The organism is Corynebacterium nuruki S6-4, assembly GCF_007970465.1.
Lineage (GTDB): Bacteria > Actinomycetota > Actinomycetes > Mycobacteriales > Mycobacteriaceae > Corynebacterium > Corynebacterium nuruki.
Genome location: NZ_CP042429.1, coordinates 1775604 through 1790162, shown reverse-complemented (window position 1 = coordinate 1790162; position 14559 = coordinate 1775604). Strand labels below are relative to the sequence as shown.

The 14559-nt window shown below is 71.4% G+C and carries 11 protein-coding genes and 1 pseudogene; 7 read left to right on the top strand and 5 right to left on the bottom strand.

Annotated elements, in window-relative coordinates:
- Positions 1–13: 13 nt before the first annotated feature.
- Positions 14–2493: pseudogene (locus FSW06_RS08010) on the top strand (MMPL family transporter).
- Between the two features lie 25 nt (positions 2494–2518).
- On the opposite strand, the gene tgt reads toward FSW06_RS08010, so the two are convergent.
- Complete coding sequence (gene tgt, locus FSW06_RS08005) at positions 2519–3817, bottom strand: tRNA guanosine(34) transglycosylase Tgt (RefSeq protein WP_010121156.1); 1299 nt, start codon at positions 3815–3817, stop codon at positions 2519–2521.
- A 212-nt stretch (positions 3818–4029) separates the two neighbouring features.
- On the opposite strand from tgt, the gene FSW06_RS08000 reads away from it, so the two are divergent.
- The 3 genes from FSW06_RS08000 (at position 4030) to FSW06_RS07990 (ending at position 6011) form a co-directional block, all read left to right on the top strand.
- Complete coding sequence (locus tag FSW06_RS08000; RefSeq protein ID WP_010121155.1) at positions 4030–4326, top strand: hypothetical protein; 297 nt, start codon at positions 4030–4032, stop codon at positions 4324–4326.
- Between the two features lie 231 nt (positions 4327–4557).
- Positions 4558–5568 carry an NADP-dependent oxidoreductase gene (locus FSW06_RS07995; RefSeq protein WP_010121154.1) on the top strand — a complete coding sequence of 337 codons (1011 nt, stop codon included), beginning with the start codon at positions 4558–4560 and terminating at the stop codon, positions 5566–5568.
- 5 nt (positions 5569–5573) lie between these two features.
- Positions 5574–6011 (top strand): MOSC domain-containing protein, encoded by a 438-nt coding sequence (locus tag FSW06_RS07990; protein ID WP_010121152.1) that lies wholly within the window; start codon positions 5574–5576, stop codon positions 6009–6011.
- A gap of 79 nt (positions 6012–6090) precedes the next feature.
- On the opposite strand, the gene FSW06_RS07985 is transcribed toward FSW06_RS07990, so the two are convergent.
- Entirely contained in the window at positions 6091–7860 is a 1770-nt protein-coding gene (locus FSW06_RS07985; protein ID WP_010121150.1) for an ABC1 kinase family protein, read from the bottom strand.
- Positions 7857–8537 carry a PadR family transcriptional regulator gene (locus FSW06_RS07980; RefSeq protein ID WP_010121148.1) on the bottom strand — a complete coding sequence of 227 codons (681 nt, stop codon included), beginning with the start codon at positions 8535–8537 and terminating at the stop codon, positions 7857–7859. The genes FSW06_RS07985 and FSW06_RS07980 overlap by 4 nt, the downstream gene beginning before the upstream one ends.
- Positions 8538–8641: 104 nt before the next feature.
- Here FSW06_RS07980 and gluQRS point away from each other — a divergent pair, with 104 nt between their 5' ends.
- On the top strand, positions 8642–9598 hold the full coding sequence (gluQRS, locus tag FSW06_RS07975) for a tRNA glutamyl-Q(34) synthetase GluQRS (protein WP_010121147.1): 957 nt from the start codon (positions 8642–8644) through the stop codon (positions 9596–9598).
- Positions 9599–9627: 29 nt separating this feature from the next.
- On the opposite strand, the gene FSW06_RS07970 is transcribed toward gluQRS, so the two are convergent.
- Positions 9628–10227 (bottom strand): TetR/AcrR family transcriptional regulator, encoded by a 600-nt coding sequence (locus tag FSW06_RS07970; RefSeq protein ID WP_139024506.1) that lies wholly within the window; start codon positions 10225–10227, stop codon positions 9628–9630.
- A gap of 35 nt (positions 10228–10262) precedes the next feature.
- The gene (locus tag FSW06_RS07965; protein ID WP_010121145.1) at positions 10263–11156 is read right to left on the bottom strand and encodes a crotonase/enoyl-CoA hydratase family protein; all 894 of its coding nucleotides are present in this window, start codon (positions 11154–11156) and stop codon (positions 10263–10265) included.
- 103 nt (positions 11157–11259) lie between these two features.
- Between FSW06_RS07965 and FSW06_RS07960 the strand changes: the two genes are divergently transcribed.
- Together FSW06_RS07960 and FSW06_RS07955 are read left to right on the top strand one after the other, a co-directional pair.
- On the top strand, positions 11260–13743 hold the full coding sequence (locus FSW06_RS07960) for an alpha/beta fold hydrolase (RefSeq protein ID WP_010121144.1): 2484 nt from the start codon (positions 11260–11262) through the stop codon (positions 13741–13743).
- A complete protein-coding gene (locus FSW06_RS07955; protein WP_010121143.1) occupies positions 13743–14552 on the top strand; it encodes an SDR family NAD(P)-dependent oxidoreductase in 810 nt (269 codons plus the stop codon). The genes FSW06_RS07960 and FSW06_RS07955 overlap by 1 nt, the downstream gene beginning before the upstream one ends.
- Positions 14553–14559 lie beyond the last annotated feature (7 nt).

Sequence of the window (14559 nt, the reverse complement as noted above, 5' to 3'; positions counted from 1 at the left end):
AGGATGGTCGCCCATGGCGACTTTCCTCTTCCATCTCGGCCGCTGGTCCTACCTGCACCGCAAGTTCGTGCTGGCGGTGTGGGTCGGCGTCCTGCTGGTGGTGGGGGTCGGCTCCACGGCCATCCAGAAGGGGTACAACGACCTCTTCGCCATCTCCGGCGTGCCCTCGCAGCACGCCACCGAGATGCTCCTGGACGCCTTCCCCGGGACGAAGAACCCGATGGAGGACGCCGGGGTGACCCTCGTGTTCAAGGCCCCGAGGGCAAGACCCTCGACGACCCGGACGTGACGGCCGCGGTCGACGGCGCCCTGCAGGGCATCCGCGACAACGTCTCCGACCTGTCCGACGAAGCCCGGCAGAATCTCGCCGACCCGGTCACCGCCGACCACGCGCAGACCGACATGCTCGTCGGCACCGAGACGCAGATGGGCATGCCCGAGGACGTGGCACAGGCCGACGCCGCCAACGTCGCCCTCGTCAACCCGGACCGCACGATCGGCACCACCAGTTTCTCCTTCGACGTCGACCTGCCCGCCGACGTCACCGACGCGGACAAGGCCGCCGTCAACGACGCGCTGCAGACCTCGCGGGACGCCGGACTGCAGGCCGAGGCCGGTGGCGCCGGCTTCGGCGACCCCATCGAGATCGAGCCGATCAGTGAGGTCATCGGCGTGGTCGTCGCCTTCATCGTCCTCGCCTTCACCTTCGGCTCCCTGCTCGCCGCCGGACTGCCGCTGATCACCGCCGTCATCGGCATCGGCATCGGCGCCCTCGGCATCACCGGGGCGACCGCCTTCGTCCCGCTCAACAACATCACCCCGGTCCTCGGCATCATGATCGGGCTGGCCGTCGGCATCGACTACGCCCTGTTCATCATGAGCCGGTTCCGCGACGAACTCCGCCACGGCAGATCCCGGCCGGACGCCGTCGGGCTCGCCGTCGGCACCGCCGGCTCCGCCGTGGTCTTCGCCGGTGTGACCGTCATCGTCGCGCTCGTCGGCCTGGCACTGGCCAACATCGAGTTCCTCACCTACATGGGCCTGGCCGCCGCCGCCATCGTCCTCATCGCCGTCCTCGTCGCCCTCACCCTGCTGCCCGCCCTGCTCGGCCTCGGCGGCACGCGGGTCTTCCGGAAGGACGCCGCGGCCGGCCGTGCCGTGCTCGACGGCAACGACCCCGAGGAGGTCGAGGCCGCCACGGGCAGGTTCCGGGTGAGGCGGCTGCGCCGCACCCGCCGCTACCGCGACCCCGACCGCCCGACGCTCGGCACCCGCTGGGTGCAGCTCATCCACCGCGCCCCCGGCCTGTTCGTCCTCGTCGTCGTCGCCGTGCTCGTCCTGCTCACCCTGCCCGCCACACGCCTGCAGCTGTCCCTGCCGTCCGACATGACCTCGCCGGAATCGACCACCCAGCGCAAGTCCGCCGAACTCGTCGAGGAGGGCTTCGGACCGGGCCGCAACGCCCCCTTCCTCGCCATCGTCGACGCCCACCACGTCCACGGCACCGCGACCTCCCTCAAGCCGCTGACCGACGGCGGGGTGGCGCCGGCCCAGGCCGCGTTCGTCACCGTCAAGGACCGGCTGGCCAACACCGTCGGCGTGCAGCGCGCCCAGCTCGTCGGCGCCTCGCAGGACGGGCAGACCGCGCAGATCGCGATCACCCCGACCACCGGCCCGATCGACGAACAGACCGTCCAGCTCATCCAGCAGCTGCGCCACGAGCAGGAGTCCCTCGAGAACGAAATCGGGGTGGACATGGGAATCACCGGGTTCACCCCGATCCAGCAGGACGTCACCGACCGGCTGGAGGGGGCGATGCCGGTGTACCTCGCCCTCGTCGTCGGCCTGGCACTGGTCCTGCTGCTCATGGTGTTCCGGTCGTTGCTGGTGCCGCTGGTGGCGGCGTCCGGATTCCTGCTGTCCATCGGCGCCGCCTTCGGGGTGACCGTCCTGTTCTGGCAGGAGGGACTGTGGGGGCTCATCGACTCGCCCGGTCCGCTGATCAGCTTCATGCCGATCTTCCTCATCGGCGTGACCTTCGGGCTGGCGATGGACTACGAGGTGTTCATCCTGTCGCGGATGCGGGAGCGGTGGACGAAGCACTCGCACACGGCGGTGGCCGCCGGCGAGACGGGCCGCTACAACGCCGTCGAGGATTCGGTCATCCAGGGTTTCGGCCTGGGTGCCCGGGTCGTGACCGCCGCCGCGATCATCATGATCGCCGTGTTCGTCTCGTTCATCGCCCAGCCGCTGCCGTTCATCAAGGTCTTCGGCTTCGCCCTGGGCGCCGGAGTGCTGTTCGACGCGTTCCTCATCCGCATGACGCTCGTGCCCGCCCTGATGTTCATCACCGGACGCGCCACCTGGTGGATGCCGAAGTGGTTGGACAAGGTGCTCCCCACCTTCGACATCGAGGGCGAGAAGCTGGAGGAGGCCTACGGCTCCGGCGAGATCGCGAAGGTGCCGGACGCCCCCGCGGCGGCGCGCTCCTGACGGGCGCGGGAACGCCGGACAGGATCTACCGCCCGCGCAGCTCCGGGGCCTTGTTCGCGTAGTAGCGGCCGAGGAACTCGTCGCGGTACTCCTCGAAACGGCCCTCCTCGATGGCGGTCCTGATGTTGCGCGTCAGCGTCATCATGAAGTTGATGTTGTGCAGCGTGCACAGCGTCCCGGCGAGGTACTCCTTCGCCTTGAGCAGGTGGTGGATGTAGGCGCGGGTGTAGTGCGCGTTGACGTAGCCGCCGGTCTCCGAGTCGATCGGGATGAAGTCCCGCTTGTGCCGGGCCGCCATGAGGTTCAGCCGGCCGTCCAGCGTGTACACCCCACCGCGGCGCGCCAGCCGGGTCGGGGCGACACAGTCGAAGGTGTCCGCCCCCGCGGCGATGCAGGTGAACAGGTCGTCCGGCTCGGAGATCCCCAGCATGTGGCGGGGCCTGTCCGCCGGCAGCTCATCGCACACCCAGCCGGCGATCGTGCCGAGGTTCTCCTTCTCCAGGGCACCGCCGATGCCGTAACCGCCGAAGCCGCGGCGTCCCTCGGCCTCCGCCTGACGGGACAGCTCCACCAGCCCGCGGGCGGCCTGACGGCGCAGGTCCTCGTACTGCGCCCCCTGCACCACGCCCCACAGTGACTGCAGCGGACGGTGGCTGCGCTCCCGGGTCAGCCGGTCGTGCTCGGCCAGGCAGCGGGACGCCCACCGGTGCGTCCTGGCGACGGATTCCCGCTGGTAGTCGCGGGGGTCCACGAGTGTGGTCAGCTCGTCGAAGGCGAACATGATGTCCGCCCCGAGCCGGTGCTGGATCTGCATCGACTTCTCCGGGGTGAACCGGTGCGCCGAGCCGTCGATGACGGACTTGAAGTCCACCCCGTCCTCGTCGACGAGGGCCTTGCGTTCCTTCTTCGCCGCCCGGACGTCGGCCTCGGTGAGGTTCGTCAGGTCCATCGCCAGGACCTTCCGGAACCCCGATCCCAGGCTCATCACCTGGAATCCGCCCGAGTCGGTGTAGGTCGGGCCGTGCCAGTTCTCGAACTCGGCGAGTCCCCCGGCCTCGTCGACGATGTCCTCGCCGGGCTGCAGGTAGAGGTGGTAGGCGTTCGAGAGGATCGCCTCGGCGCCGGTGGAGCGGACCTGCTCGGGGGTGAGGGTCTTCACCGTGGCCTTCGTGGCGACGGGGATGAAGGCGGGGGTGTGGATGTCGCCGTGCGGGGTGTGGATCACCCCGGTGCGGCCGTGGACCGGGTGGCCGTCGACCTCCCCGATCCGGGTGCCGGGGTCGAAGGTGGTGTCGGACGCCGTCCCGGGCGCGTTGTCAGTCATGGTCGACCAGTCTATCCGGCGTCCGTGGCCTGACCTGACCGTGTCAGGGTGGTCGGTGACCCCCTGAACCACCCTGGGACGGTCAACCCGGTTCTCCCTGTCCACCGTTGTCGGCATCATGGGACCGGAGGCCACTTTCCGGAGGCGGAACTGGCCTGGGATCCCAAGACGCTGACAGCCCCGGAGTGGCAGGCGTCGTTACCCTGGCACGTATGCCGAACGGATCCGGAACTCCCCCTGAGGTCAGTGCCCTGGCCATCAATGTCGCCGTCCCCGAGGAGCTCCAGTGGACGGATACCCGGCGGGACGTCGAGTACCGCCTGCAGACGCTGAACATCCGGCTCCTCCCGGACGGTTCCCTCGCCGCGAAGGCGTACGGACGCCCGGTGGCGGGTGGTCGGGGCGGCTACACGTCGTTCCGGGTGCCGGAGTCGCCGAAACTGACGACGCTCATCAGCCGGGCGGCGGACGAGGCCGGGAGAATGTGGTCCGGGCACGCTGGTCTGTAACCCCTTCTCGTCGGGCTGTCGGCATCATGGGACCGGAGGCCACTTTCCGGAGGCGGAACTGACCTGGGATCCCATGATGCCGACATTCCAGGATCCCCCGGAACCTTTACGGCGACGCATCCACGAGGACTGCCGCCCGACGGACTACCCCGGAACGCCGACCCGGACCGTCGGGTGCCGTTACCCTCGGGGAGAAGCACGTATTCCCCGGACCTCACCCGAAGGAGCCCCATGACCACCGCACGCCAGATCGTCCTCGCGTCCCGCCCCGAGGCGACCCCCGGACCCGAGCACTTCCGCCTCGAGACCGTCGACCTCCCCGAGCTCGCCGACGGCCAGCTCGAGGTCAAGGTCCACTACCTCTCCCTCGACCCCTACATGCGCGGCCGGATGAGCGACGCGAAGTCCTACGCCGAGCCCGTCCCCGTCGACGGGGTGATGGAGGGCGAGACCGTCAGCGAGGTCGTCGCCTCGAAGCACCCGGACTTCGCGCCGGGCGACCTGGTGCTGTGGCGCACCGGCTGGGTGGACGCCGCCGTCGTCGACGGTGACCGGGTCCGCAAGGTGCAGACCTACGGTGCCCCGGAGAGCACCGCACTCGGCGTGCTCGGCATGCCCGGGTTCACAGCCTGGGCCGGCATGAAGTTCATCGGGAAGCCGCAGCAGGAGGAGACCGTGGCGGTCGCCGCGGCGTCCGGCCCGGTCGGGTCGATGGTCGGCCAGCTGGCGCAACTCGCCGGCGCCCGCGCGGTCGGTATCGCCGGCGGGGAGAAGAAGTGCGGCTGGGTGAGCGACGGCCTCGGGTTCGACGCGGCCGTCGACCACCGCGACCCGGACTTCTACCGCAACCTCAAGGCCGCCTGCCCCGACGGGGTGGACGTGTACTGGGAGAACGTCGGCGGTGCGGTCTGGGACGCGGTGCGCCCGCGGCTGAACCTGTACTCCCGGGTGCCGGTGTGCGGTCTGGTCGCCCAGTACAACACCGGCGGGTTCGGTGACCATGACCGGCTGCCGGCGACGATGACCACGGTCCTCAACAAGAGTGTGCTCATCCGCGGGTTCATCCAGACCGAGTTCGCCGAGCACTACGACGAGTTCCTCGCCGAGATCGGCCCGAAGGTCGCCGACGGTTCCATCACCTACCGGGAGGACGTCACCGAGGGGCTGGAGAACGCCCCGGCGGCGTTCATCGGTCTGCTGGCGGGGAAAAACTTCGGCAAGCTGCTGGTCAAGGTCGCCTGACCGCCGTGCCCCGGGTCACCTCCCTCTACCGTTACCCGGTCAAGGGGTTCACGCCGCAGCCGTGCGAGGAGTTGACTGTCCAGCCGGACGACCGCCGGGTCCGCTCCAATGTCATCATTGACGGGGCGGCTGCGTGGTCGGAGACGGACTGGGCCACCCACGGGGCGGACCTGACGGTGGGGGATGTCCGGCTCACCGCGCAGAAGACCATCGTGCGCTGCATGGCGGTCACCGCGAACCCGGACACCGGCGTGCGCGACGCGAACCTGCTGAAGGTCCTGACGACGGAGGTGGGCCAGGTGGAGCCGACACTCGGCGTCCTCCTGCTGCCCATGGCCTCCGACGACGTGACCGGTCTGGCGGCGCCCGGCACTGGAGCGGTCGCGGACACTGCGGGCACCGGCGACGTCATCCGTGTCGGGGACGCGGTCACCGTGGACTGATCCGGGTGCGCGACCACAGGTTGGTCCCGGTGTGCGAGACCACCCCCTCGACGCGCACCCGGGTGCCGTCGCCCGGAGGTCACCGGACGCGGCGCCCACCGAACACCGCGTAGAGCAGCGGCAGTGCGGAGCACCCCATCATCACGATGCCCACCACGTTCGCCGCGGTGCTCCACGAGTCCCCGGCCCCGGCCGATCCGCGCAGCACCGCACCGCCGACCACCAGCCCGACGAACACGATCGCGGCGACGACCCGCACCGCCGCCCGTTCCAGCCGCTTGAGCTGGTGCTCGACCTGCGGGGTGTTGACCGACAGGTCGCCGTCCTCGACGACGGTGATGACGTGGTCGAGGCGTCCGGGCAGGGCGACCACGGTCTTCGCGGTCGCCGCCACCGAGCTCACCGCCCGCCGGGCGACCTGCGTCGCCGAGTCGCCGGCCCGGTCCCGGATCAGCCGGGTGGCGAAGGGTGTGACGGACTCCCAGATGTTGAACTGCGGGTCCAGGGTGGAGCACAGGCCCGACAGCATCGAGACCGCCCGCATGATCAGCAGGAAGTTCTCCGGCAGCTGGAAGGGCATCGTCCGGATGACGTCGCGGAACCGGTGGGCGAACTCCTCGAACTCCGCCGGGTCGACGTGCTGCAGGTCGGCGACGGCCATCCCGCCGAACCGGTCGAACAGTTCGGTCATCGCCTCGGCCAGCACCGTGGCGTCCGCCGACGGCAGCAGGACGCCCAGCCCCGCCATCGCGTCGACCATGCCCTTGCCGTCCCGGGTACCGACCGCGATGACGAGATCGGTCAGGCCGCGGCGCAGTGTGTCGTCGATGGTGCCGGTCATCCCGAAATCGATGAAGGTCAGCGAAAACGCCCCGCGCTCCAGCCCCGGGGTGACGAAGATGTTGCCCGGGTGCGGGTCGGCGTGGAAGTGGCCGTTGTCGAACAGCTGCGTGAACATGCTCTCCGCCAGCGCCCCGGCGACCGCCGACGGGTCGATCCCCAGATCACGCAGTGCGGCGACGTCGTTGATCTTCACCGCGGTGACGTCCTGCAGGGTCAGCACGCGCCGGGTGCTGCGCTCCCAGACGACCTGCGGGGCACGGCAGGGCACGCCGGCCCCGTCACGGCGTCCGGACGCCGCCTCGGACGCCGCCCCGAACTCCCCGCTGAACCGCTCCGCCTCGGCGGCCTCGTGGAGGTAGTCGATCTCCTCGTGGCTGGTGCGGGCGAATTCCTCGATGAGGGCGGGCACGTCGGCGCGGTCGGAGACGAAGGACAGCCGGGACAGCCAGCCGGCGATCTTCCGCAGCGCGGCGAGGTCGACGTCGACGATCTCGGCGATACCCGGACGCTGCACCTTGACGACGACGTCGGTGTAGCCGACCGCGGTGGCGTCCCGCGTGGTGAGGCGGGCGCGGTAGGCCTGCCCGAGGGAGGCCGCGGCGATCGGCTCGGCGTTGAAGGAGGAGAATGCCCGGTCCAGCGGCATGCCCAGGTCGGCCTCGGCCTGGGCCCGCACCCGGTCGAAGGGGGCGGCGGGGACGGCGTCCTGCAGGGCGGCGAGCTGGTCGGTGACCTCGGTGGGCAGCATGTCGATGCGGGTGGACATGAACTGGCCGACCTTGATCATCAGGCCGCCGAGGTCGGTGGCGAGCCGGCGGAACCGGGCGGCCGAGCGGGTCAGGCGGGCGGTCTGGCCGCGGCGGCTCCAGGCGCGCAGGCCGAGCCGGGGCAGGACGAGGTCGAACCACCAGGTCTGCAGCATCATGCGCAGCCCGAAGGCCAGGATGCGCCGGTAGCGGGCACGCGCCCGGAGCCGACCGGAGCGCGCGGTGGGGCGGTCGGTCACCCGCGGGTCGACGGGTCGACTGCGGTGCCGTCGCTGTCGCCGCCGTTGCCGTCACTGTCGTCGTCGGTGCTGCCGGAGCTGTCAGAGCTGTCCTCGGCGAGGATCGCGTAGACCTTCCGGCGGGTCTCGTCGAGCAGGGCGACGACCCGGTCGGTCTGTGCCGCATCCCCGCCGACGGCGACCTGGCGCACCGCCTGGCCGAGCTTGAGACCGGCCTTCGGCAGGTCACCGTGGTCGCCGGCGAACTGGGCGAACTGGGTCAACGGAGCGAACCGGCCGCACGTTCCCTCGCCGTCGTCCCCGGTGCTGTCGTCGTCGGCGGTGGCTTCGTCGCGTCCGGCCTCGGTGAGCGTGTAGGTCCGGCGGCCGTCGTCCTCGGCGACGGTGGCCAGGCCCTCGTCGACGAGGAGCTGGAGGGTCGGGTAGACCTCCGCGGCGGCGGGCTGCCAGCCGTCGGTGCTGCGGTCGGCGATGTCCCGGATGAGCTGGGCACCGTGCTTCGGGCTCTCGGCCAGCAGGCCGAGGACCGCGGCGCGGACATCGTGCCCGCCCTTGCCGGTGTCCCGCCGGCCGTCCCCGGCGGCCTGGCGACGTGCGGCGGCGAAGTCGCCGCGCAGACCACGCAGCATGTCGAAGAGTCCGGCGAAGTCCTGCGGTTCGTTGGTGTCCTGTGCCATGTCGGCGCCTCCCTGGGCGAGAATTCGGCTGGTGTGTCCGGCTCCAACGCTACGCGGGTGCCGGCGGCCCCGTCGGTGTCACGGCGCCGGGCTACCCTGGACGGGTGATACCTGCCTCCCGACCCGGTAACGGCCGCTACGCCCCCAGCCCCAGCGGGGACCTCCACCTCGGCAATCTGCGGACCGCGGTCCTCGCCCAGGTGTGGGCGCGGGCGACCGGACGCGGCTTCGTGCTGCGCATCGACGACATCGACGCCCAGCGGTCCTCAGCGCTCTCCGCCGACCGCCAGCTGGAGGACCTCGAGGCCGTCGGCGTGACCTGGGACGGGGTGGTCGCCCGCCAGTCGGAGACCGTCGACCGGTACGCGGTCGCCCTCGAACGGCTCGCCGACGAGGGGCTGGTCTACGAGTGCTACTGCTCCCGCCGCGACATCCGGGACGCCGCCCGCGCCCCGCAGGCCCCGCACGCCGTCCCCGGCACCTATCCGGGCACCTGCCGGAACCTGTCGGCGGATCAGCGTGAACGGAAGCGGGAGGAACTCGCCGCCGAGGGGCGGGTCCCGGCGCTGCGGCTGCGCGCCGGGGTGGCGCAGTGGACGGTGCGGGAGCGGTTCAGCGACCGCGCCACCGACGGGCGGTTCACCGGCCCGGTCGACGACATGGTGCTGCGTCGCGGCGGACGCGGGGCCGGTCAGGACGGGGACAGCGGCTACGCCTACAACCTCGCCGTCGTCGTCGATGACACCCTGGCCGGGGTGGACCAGGTCGTCCGCGGTGACGACCTGCTGGACTCCGCCCCGCGGCAGGCGTACCTCGCACACCTGCTCGACCTGCCGGAGGTGGAGTACGTGCACGTCCCGCTGGTGCTCGGACCGACCGGGCAGCGGCTGGCGAAACGCGACGGGGCGGTGACACTGCGGCAGCTGCCCGGGGCGTCCTACCGGGAGAAGGCCGCGGCGGCGCGGGCGTGGATCGGGTCCTCGATCGGGCCGGACGCCCTGGCCGACCCGGCACTGCTGTCGCACTCCCCGGTGACGTGGGAGGGCCCGTCGGACAGCTGACCGTCAGTCCGCTGTGTCAGCCTGCTGCGTCAGTCCTCTGGCGGGCGCAGCAGCGTGGTCCAGTCGCCGTCCAGCGCCGGATCGATGTCCGGCAGGTCCCCGGCGGTGAGCCGGCGCTCCATGCCGTGCATCATCGCCCGGCGCAGCCAGCCGTCGGCGCGGGCGAACTTCGGGGCCGCGGCGAAGTACAGGCTGCCGAGGAACGGGCGGGAGGCCAGCAGGTAGGCCTGGTTCGGCGTGGTCCCGGGGCGCAGTGCCCGTACCCGGTCGACCATGGCGGTGTAGATCCGCACCGCCTCCGGCTCGTAGGGGCCGTAGAAGAGGTAGGGGGCGAGTCCCGGGTGGGCGGCGGCGAGGTCGACGGCCCGGGCACTGACGTCGTCGATGAAGCCGGCCCAGGTGGTGGCGTCCGAGTCGAGGGAGAGCGTCCCTGTGAGCCGGTCGCACGCTTTCCGGTAGAGGTCGTCCCGGCCGGAGATGTAGTTGTACACGGTGGCTTCGGCGATTCCTGCCCGGGCGGCGACACCGCCGAGGGTGAAGTCCTTCAGTCCCAGTGCGGTCGCGGCCTCCACCAGTTCCGCCAGCGACGTCCGGGCCGGTCGCCCGGCCCGGCGACGTTGTTTCTCCATGGACTGCGATTGTAGCGGGGCGGAACCGCGTGCGGTCACCGCACGTTGCGCCGCCGGAACACCGGCGCCACCTTCTTCGCCGCCGCCCGCTGCGCGGCCTTCGTGTTGGACGCCACGAGCAGCCGCAGTTGCCGGAGCCGCTCCAGGGCGAAGGTGGCGCGGGGGCCGTGGTTCCAGGTCTCGTCGACGAGATGCTTGCCGTAGGCGGCGGCGTCCGGGGAGCGGCCGGCGATCTGGGCGACGAGCTCGTCCGCGGCGGCGAGGGCGGCCTTCCGGCCGTTCTCCCCGGACCCGACGACCTCGCTGGCCACCCCGTACTTCACCGCGCGGGCACCGTCGAAGGTCTCGCCGGTCATCGTGAGCCGCTTGAGCACGTCGGCGCGCAGCTGCTGGGACAGGGACTGCATGCCGGACATGTCGGGGATGAGACCCCACTTTGCCTCGAGGATGCTCCACTCGGCGTCCGCGGTGGTGATGCGCCAGTCGGCGGCGAGGGCCAGCTGCAGCCCGCCGCCGTAGCAGTGGCCGTGGACGACCGCGATGACCGGGACGGGGAGCCGCCGGAACGCCCAGCACGCCTCCTGGAAGGTGTTGGTGCCCCGCCACGGCCGCGGCAGGAACGCGGCACCGAGTGCGGTGGGGGACTTCATCGCGGAGGCGAAGTCGAGTCCGGCGCTGAAGGACCGGCCCTCGCCGGCGATGATCACGGCGCGGATGGTGCGGTCCGCCCGGATCCGGTGGGCGATCCTGATGAGTTCGTCGAGGACGGGGAGGGTCAGCGAGTTGAGTTTGTCCGGCCGGTTGAGGTGGACGTGGGCGGTGCGGGGGCCGGCGTCGCCGTCGCCGGCGGTGCTGTCGCCACCGCCGGTGACGGTGAGGGTGGGCAGGCCGGTGGACGGGGCGGGAGACGGGGCGCTCGCTGTGCTCATGGAGTGTCAGCGTAGCGGGCGCGGGCGGGCGCCGGACGCAAATCCGATGGACTGGAATGACCGTTCCGGAACAATATTGTCGAAACGTAACTATTCTGCCGACATGACCACATCCACCGGAACGCAGGAGCATCCGCTCGACCTGCTCATCGTCGGCGCCGGACTCTCCGGCATCGACCTCGCCCACCACGTCAACGAGAACTTCCCCGACTGGTCGTGGGAGATCCACGACACCCACGACGACCTCGGCGGAACCTGGCACACCTTCCGCTACCCGGGCATCCGCTCGGACTCGGACATGGCCACCTTCGGCTTCCCCTTCCACCCCTGGCCGCACAAGGGCACCCTCGGACAGGGGGACGACATCAAGGAGTACATCCGGGACGTCGCCCGCGACTGCGGCGCCCTCGACCGGTTCCGGCCCGGCTCCTGGATCCGGGACTCCGACTGGCGCACCGACCGCAACCTCTACGCCGTCACCGCCGTCACCGCCGACGGGGAACGCACCATCTGGGCGCGGCGCGTCCACTACGCCTCCGGCTACTACGCCCACGACCGCGGCCACCGCCCGCACTTCCCCGGTGAGGAGGACTTCACCGGACAGATCATCCACCCGCAGCAGTGGCCGGAGGACCTGGACTGCAAGGGGGCCCGCATCGTGGTCATCGGATCCGGGGCCACCGCGGTGACCCTGGTCCCCGCCCTCGAGAAACTCGGGGCGACCGTCACCATGCTGCAGCGCAGCCCCAGCTTCGTCGCCCCGTTGCCCGAGGTTGACGTCATCAGCGCCGTCTGGAAGCGGCTGCTGCCGGCGAAGGCCGCCCACCGGGTGGCGCGGCTGAACCACGCGACCCGCGACATGGCCCAGTACGCCGTCGCGCAGCACGCCCCGTGGCTCTTCCGGAAGGCACTGCGGACCCTGCAGCGCCCCTACCTGTCCACCGACCAGATCGACGAGCACTTCACCCCGACCTACCGGCCGTGGGACCAGCGGGTGTGCAAGGCCCCCGGCGGCGACATCTTCACCGCCCTGCAGCGCACCGCGACCGTCGTGACGGACACCATCGACCGGTTCACCGCCGACGGCGTCCGGGTGAGCTCGGGGGAGACCCTCCCCGCCGACATCATCGTCACGGCCACCGGGCTGGAGATGCAGGCGTTCGGCGGCGGCACGCTGAGCGTCGACGGCACCCCGCTGGACCTCCCGGACCAGGTGTTCTACCGGGGGATCATGCTCGCCGGTCTGCCGAACTTCAGCTTCACCGTCGGCTACATCAACGCCTCCTGGACACTGCGCGCGGACATGGTCTCCCGCTACATGGTCCGGCTGTGGAAGCGCGGTGAGGACTTCTACGCCCCGGTGCAGCCGGCCGGCCGGCACGACCTGCCCCTCCTCGACTTCGAGGCCGGTTACGTCAGACGCGGTATCGGACAGTTCCCGACCCAGGGTGAGAGCTCCCCGTGGCGCTACACCCAGAACTACCTCTCGGAACTCCCGGAACTCGCCCGCGGCGACCAGACCGAGGACATGGCCGTCGGCGACCGGGCACTTGCCCTGGCCGGCGCCACCGGCTCGGCTGCCCCTGCCGTGCAGGTCGTGCGGGCCGACGGCCCCTACCGGGAGACGGACCTGACCGGCCTGCCGGACACCCGGACCGTCACCGTCGACGGGAAGCGGATCCGCGTCCGGTGCGGCGGCACCGGCACGCCCGGCACCGGGGCCGTGGTGATGATCCACGGCATCGGCCGCTCGCTGGAGGACTGGGACGATCAGGCGGCCCTGCTCGGCGACGAGACCCGCTGGATCGCCGTCGACATCCCCGGCTTCGGCCTCAGCGACCCGGCGGACCGGGTCACCGTCCCCGACACCGCCGCGCTGCTCTGGAAGACGCTGGACGCCCTGGGTGAGACCGCCGTCCACCTGGTCGGCAACTCGCTCGGCGGGGCCCTGTCGATGGAGATGACGGCGCAGCGTCCCGATGAGGTCGCCAGCGTGGCCCTGGTCGACTCGGCCGGATTCGGTACCGGGGTGACCCCGCTGCTGCGCCTGCTCGCCGTCCCCGGACTCGGCCTGCTCAACGCGGCCACCACCCGGCTGCGGGCGGTCTATCAGCCGGTGGAGCACGTCATCCTGCGGCGCCGCGGCTCGGTGACCGCCCGGCGTCTCGCCGTCGCCGGCACCGTGGCCGCCCACCCGGGCCGTGCCCGCACCTACTACCGGATGGTCCGCCACCTGGGAACCCCGCTGGGCATCCGGGAGGACCGGTGCCGTGATCTGCTGGACCGGTTCAACCGCGTGGCCGGTGGCCGGATCCCGGTCATGGTGGTCTGGGGTGACCGGGACATGATCCTGCCCTACCGGGACTTCCGGTCGGCCCTGGCCAAGATCGAGGTGGAGGAGGCCGTCGTCGTCGAGGGCAGCGGCCACATGCCGCAGCTCGACTACCCGGTCGAGTTCGCCGGCCAGTACCAGCGCTTCCTGTTCGGGGTGTGGGCTGCCCGGGAAGAGCAGGCGGACCAGCAGGCGGATCAGCAGGCGGGCCGGCAGTCGACCGCCCGCCACCGTGCGGCGGAGGTGACGAACTGATGCTGCGCCGCAACCGCGACACCGCCGGACCCCGCCACGTGCTCGTCACCGGGGCCGCGTCCGGACTGGGTCTCGCCCTCGCCACGGAGTTCCTGGCCAAGGGGGACCGGGTGACCCTCACCGACCTCCACGACGAGGCCCCGGAGACGGTCACCGCACTGGGCGGCGACTGGTCCTACCGTCGGCTCGACGTCACCAGTGAGGACGACTGGGCCGCCGTCGCGGCGGAGACCGACCGGCTCGACATCCTGGTGAGCAACGCCGGCATCGCCGTCGGCGGCCGGGTGACCGAGACCTCGGTGGCGACCTGGCAGCAGGCCCTGGACATCAACGTCCTCGGCGCGGTCCGGGGCGTCCGGGCCATGGTGCCGAAGCTCGGCCGGGGTGGCCGGGTCGTGCTCACCGCCTCGCTGGCCGGACTCGTCCACGCACCGTCGATGGCGACCTACAACGCCACGAAGGCGGCGACGGTCGCACTGGGGGAGACCCTCGACGCGGAACTGCGCGCCGACGGCATCACCACCTCGGTGATCTGCCCCCAGTTCTTCCGCTCCGGTCTCGCCGACTCGCTCACCGGTGACGACGCTGCGGCGGACGCCTTCGCCCGGATCCTGCTCGGTCGCACCTGGCTGACCGCGCCGACGATCGCCCGCCGGGCGGTGAAGGGGATCGAGGCGCGCCGGGTGGTCATCACCCCGGACGCGGTGGCGGTGTTCTCCTGGTACTCGAAGCGGTTCACCCGGATCCCCTATCTGCTGGTCGTGCGCCTGATCGGCCGGGTGACGGCCGCCCGGATGCGCCGCCGGTAGCGCTGCA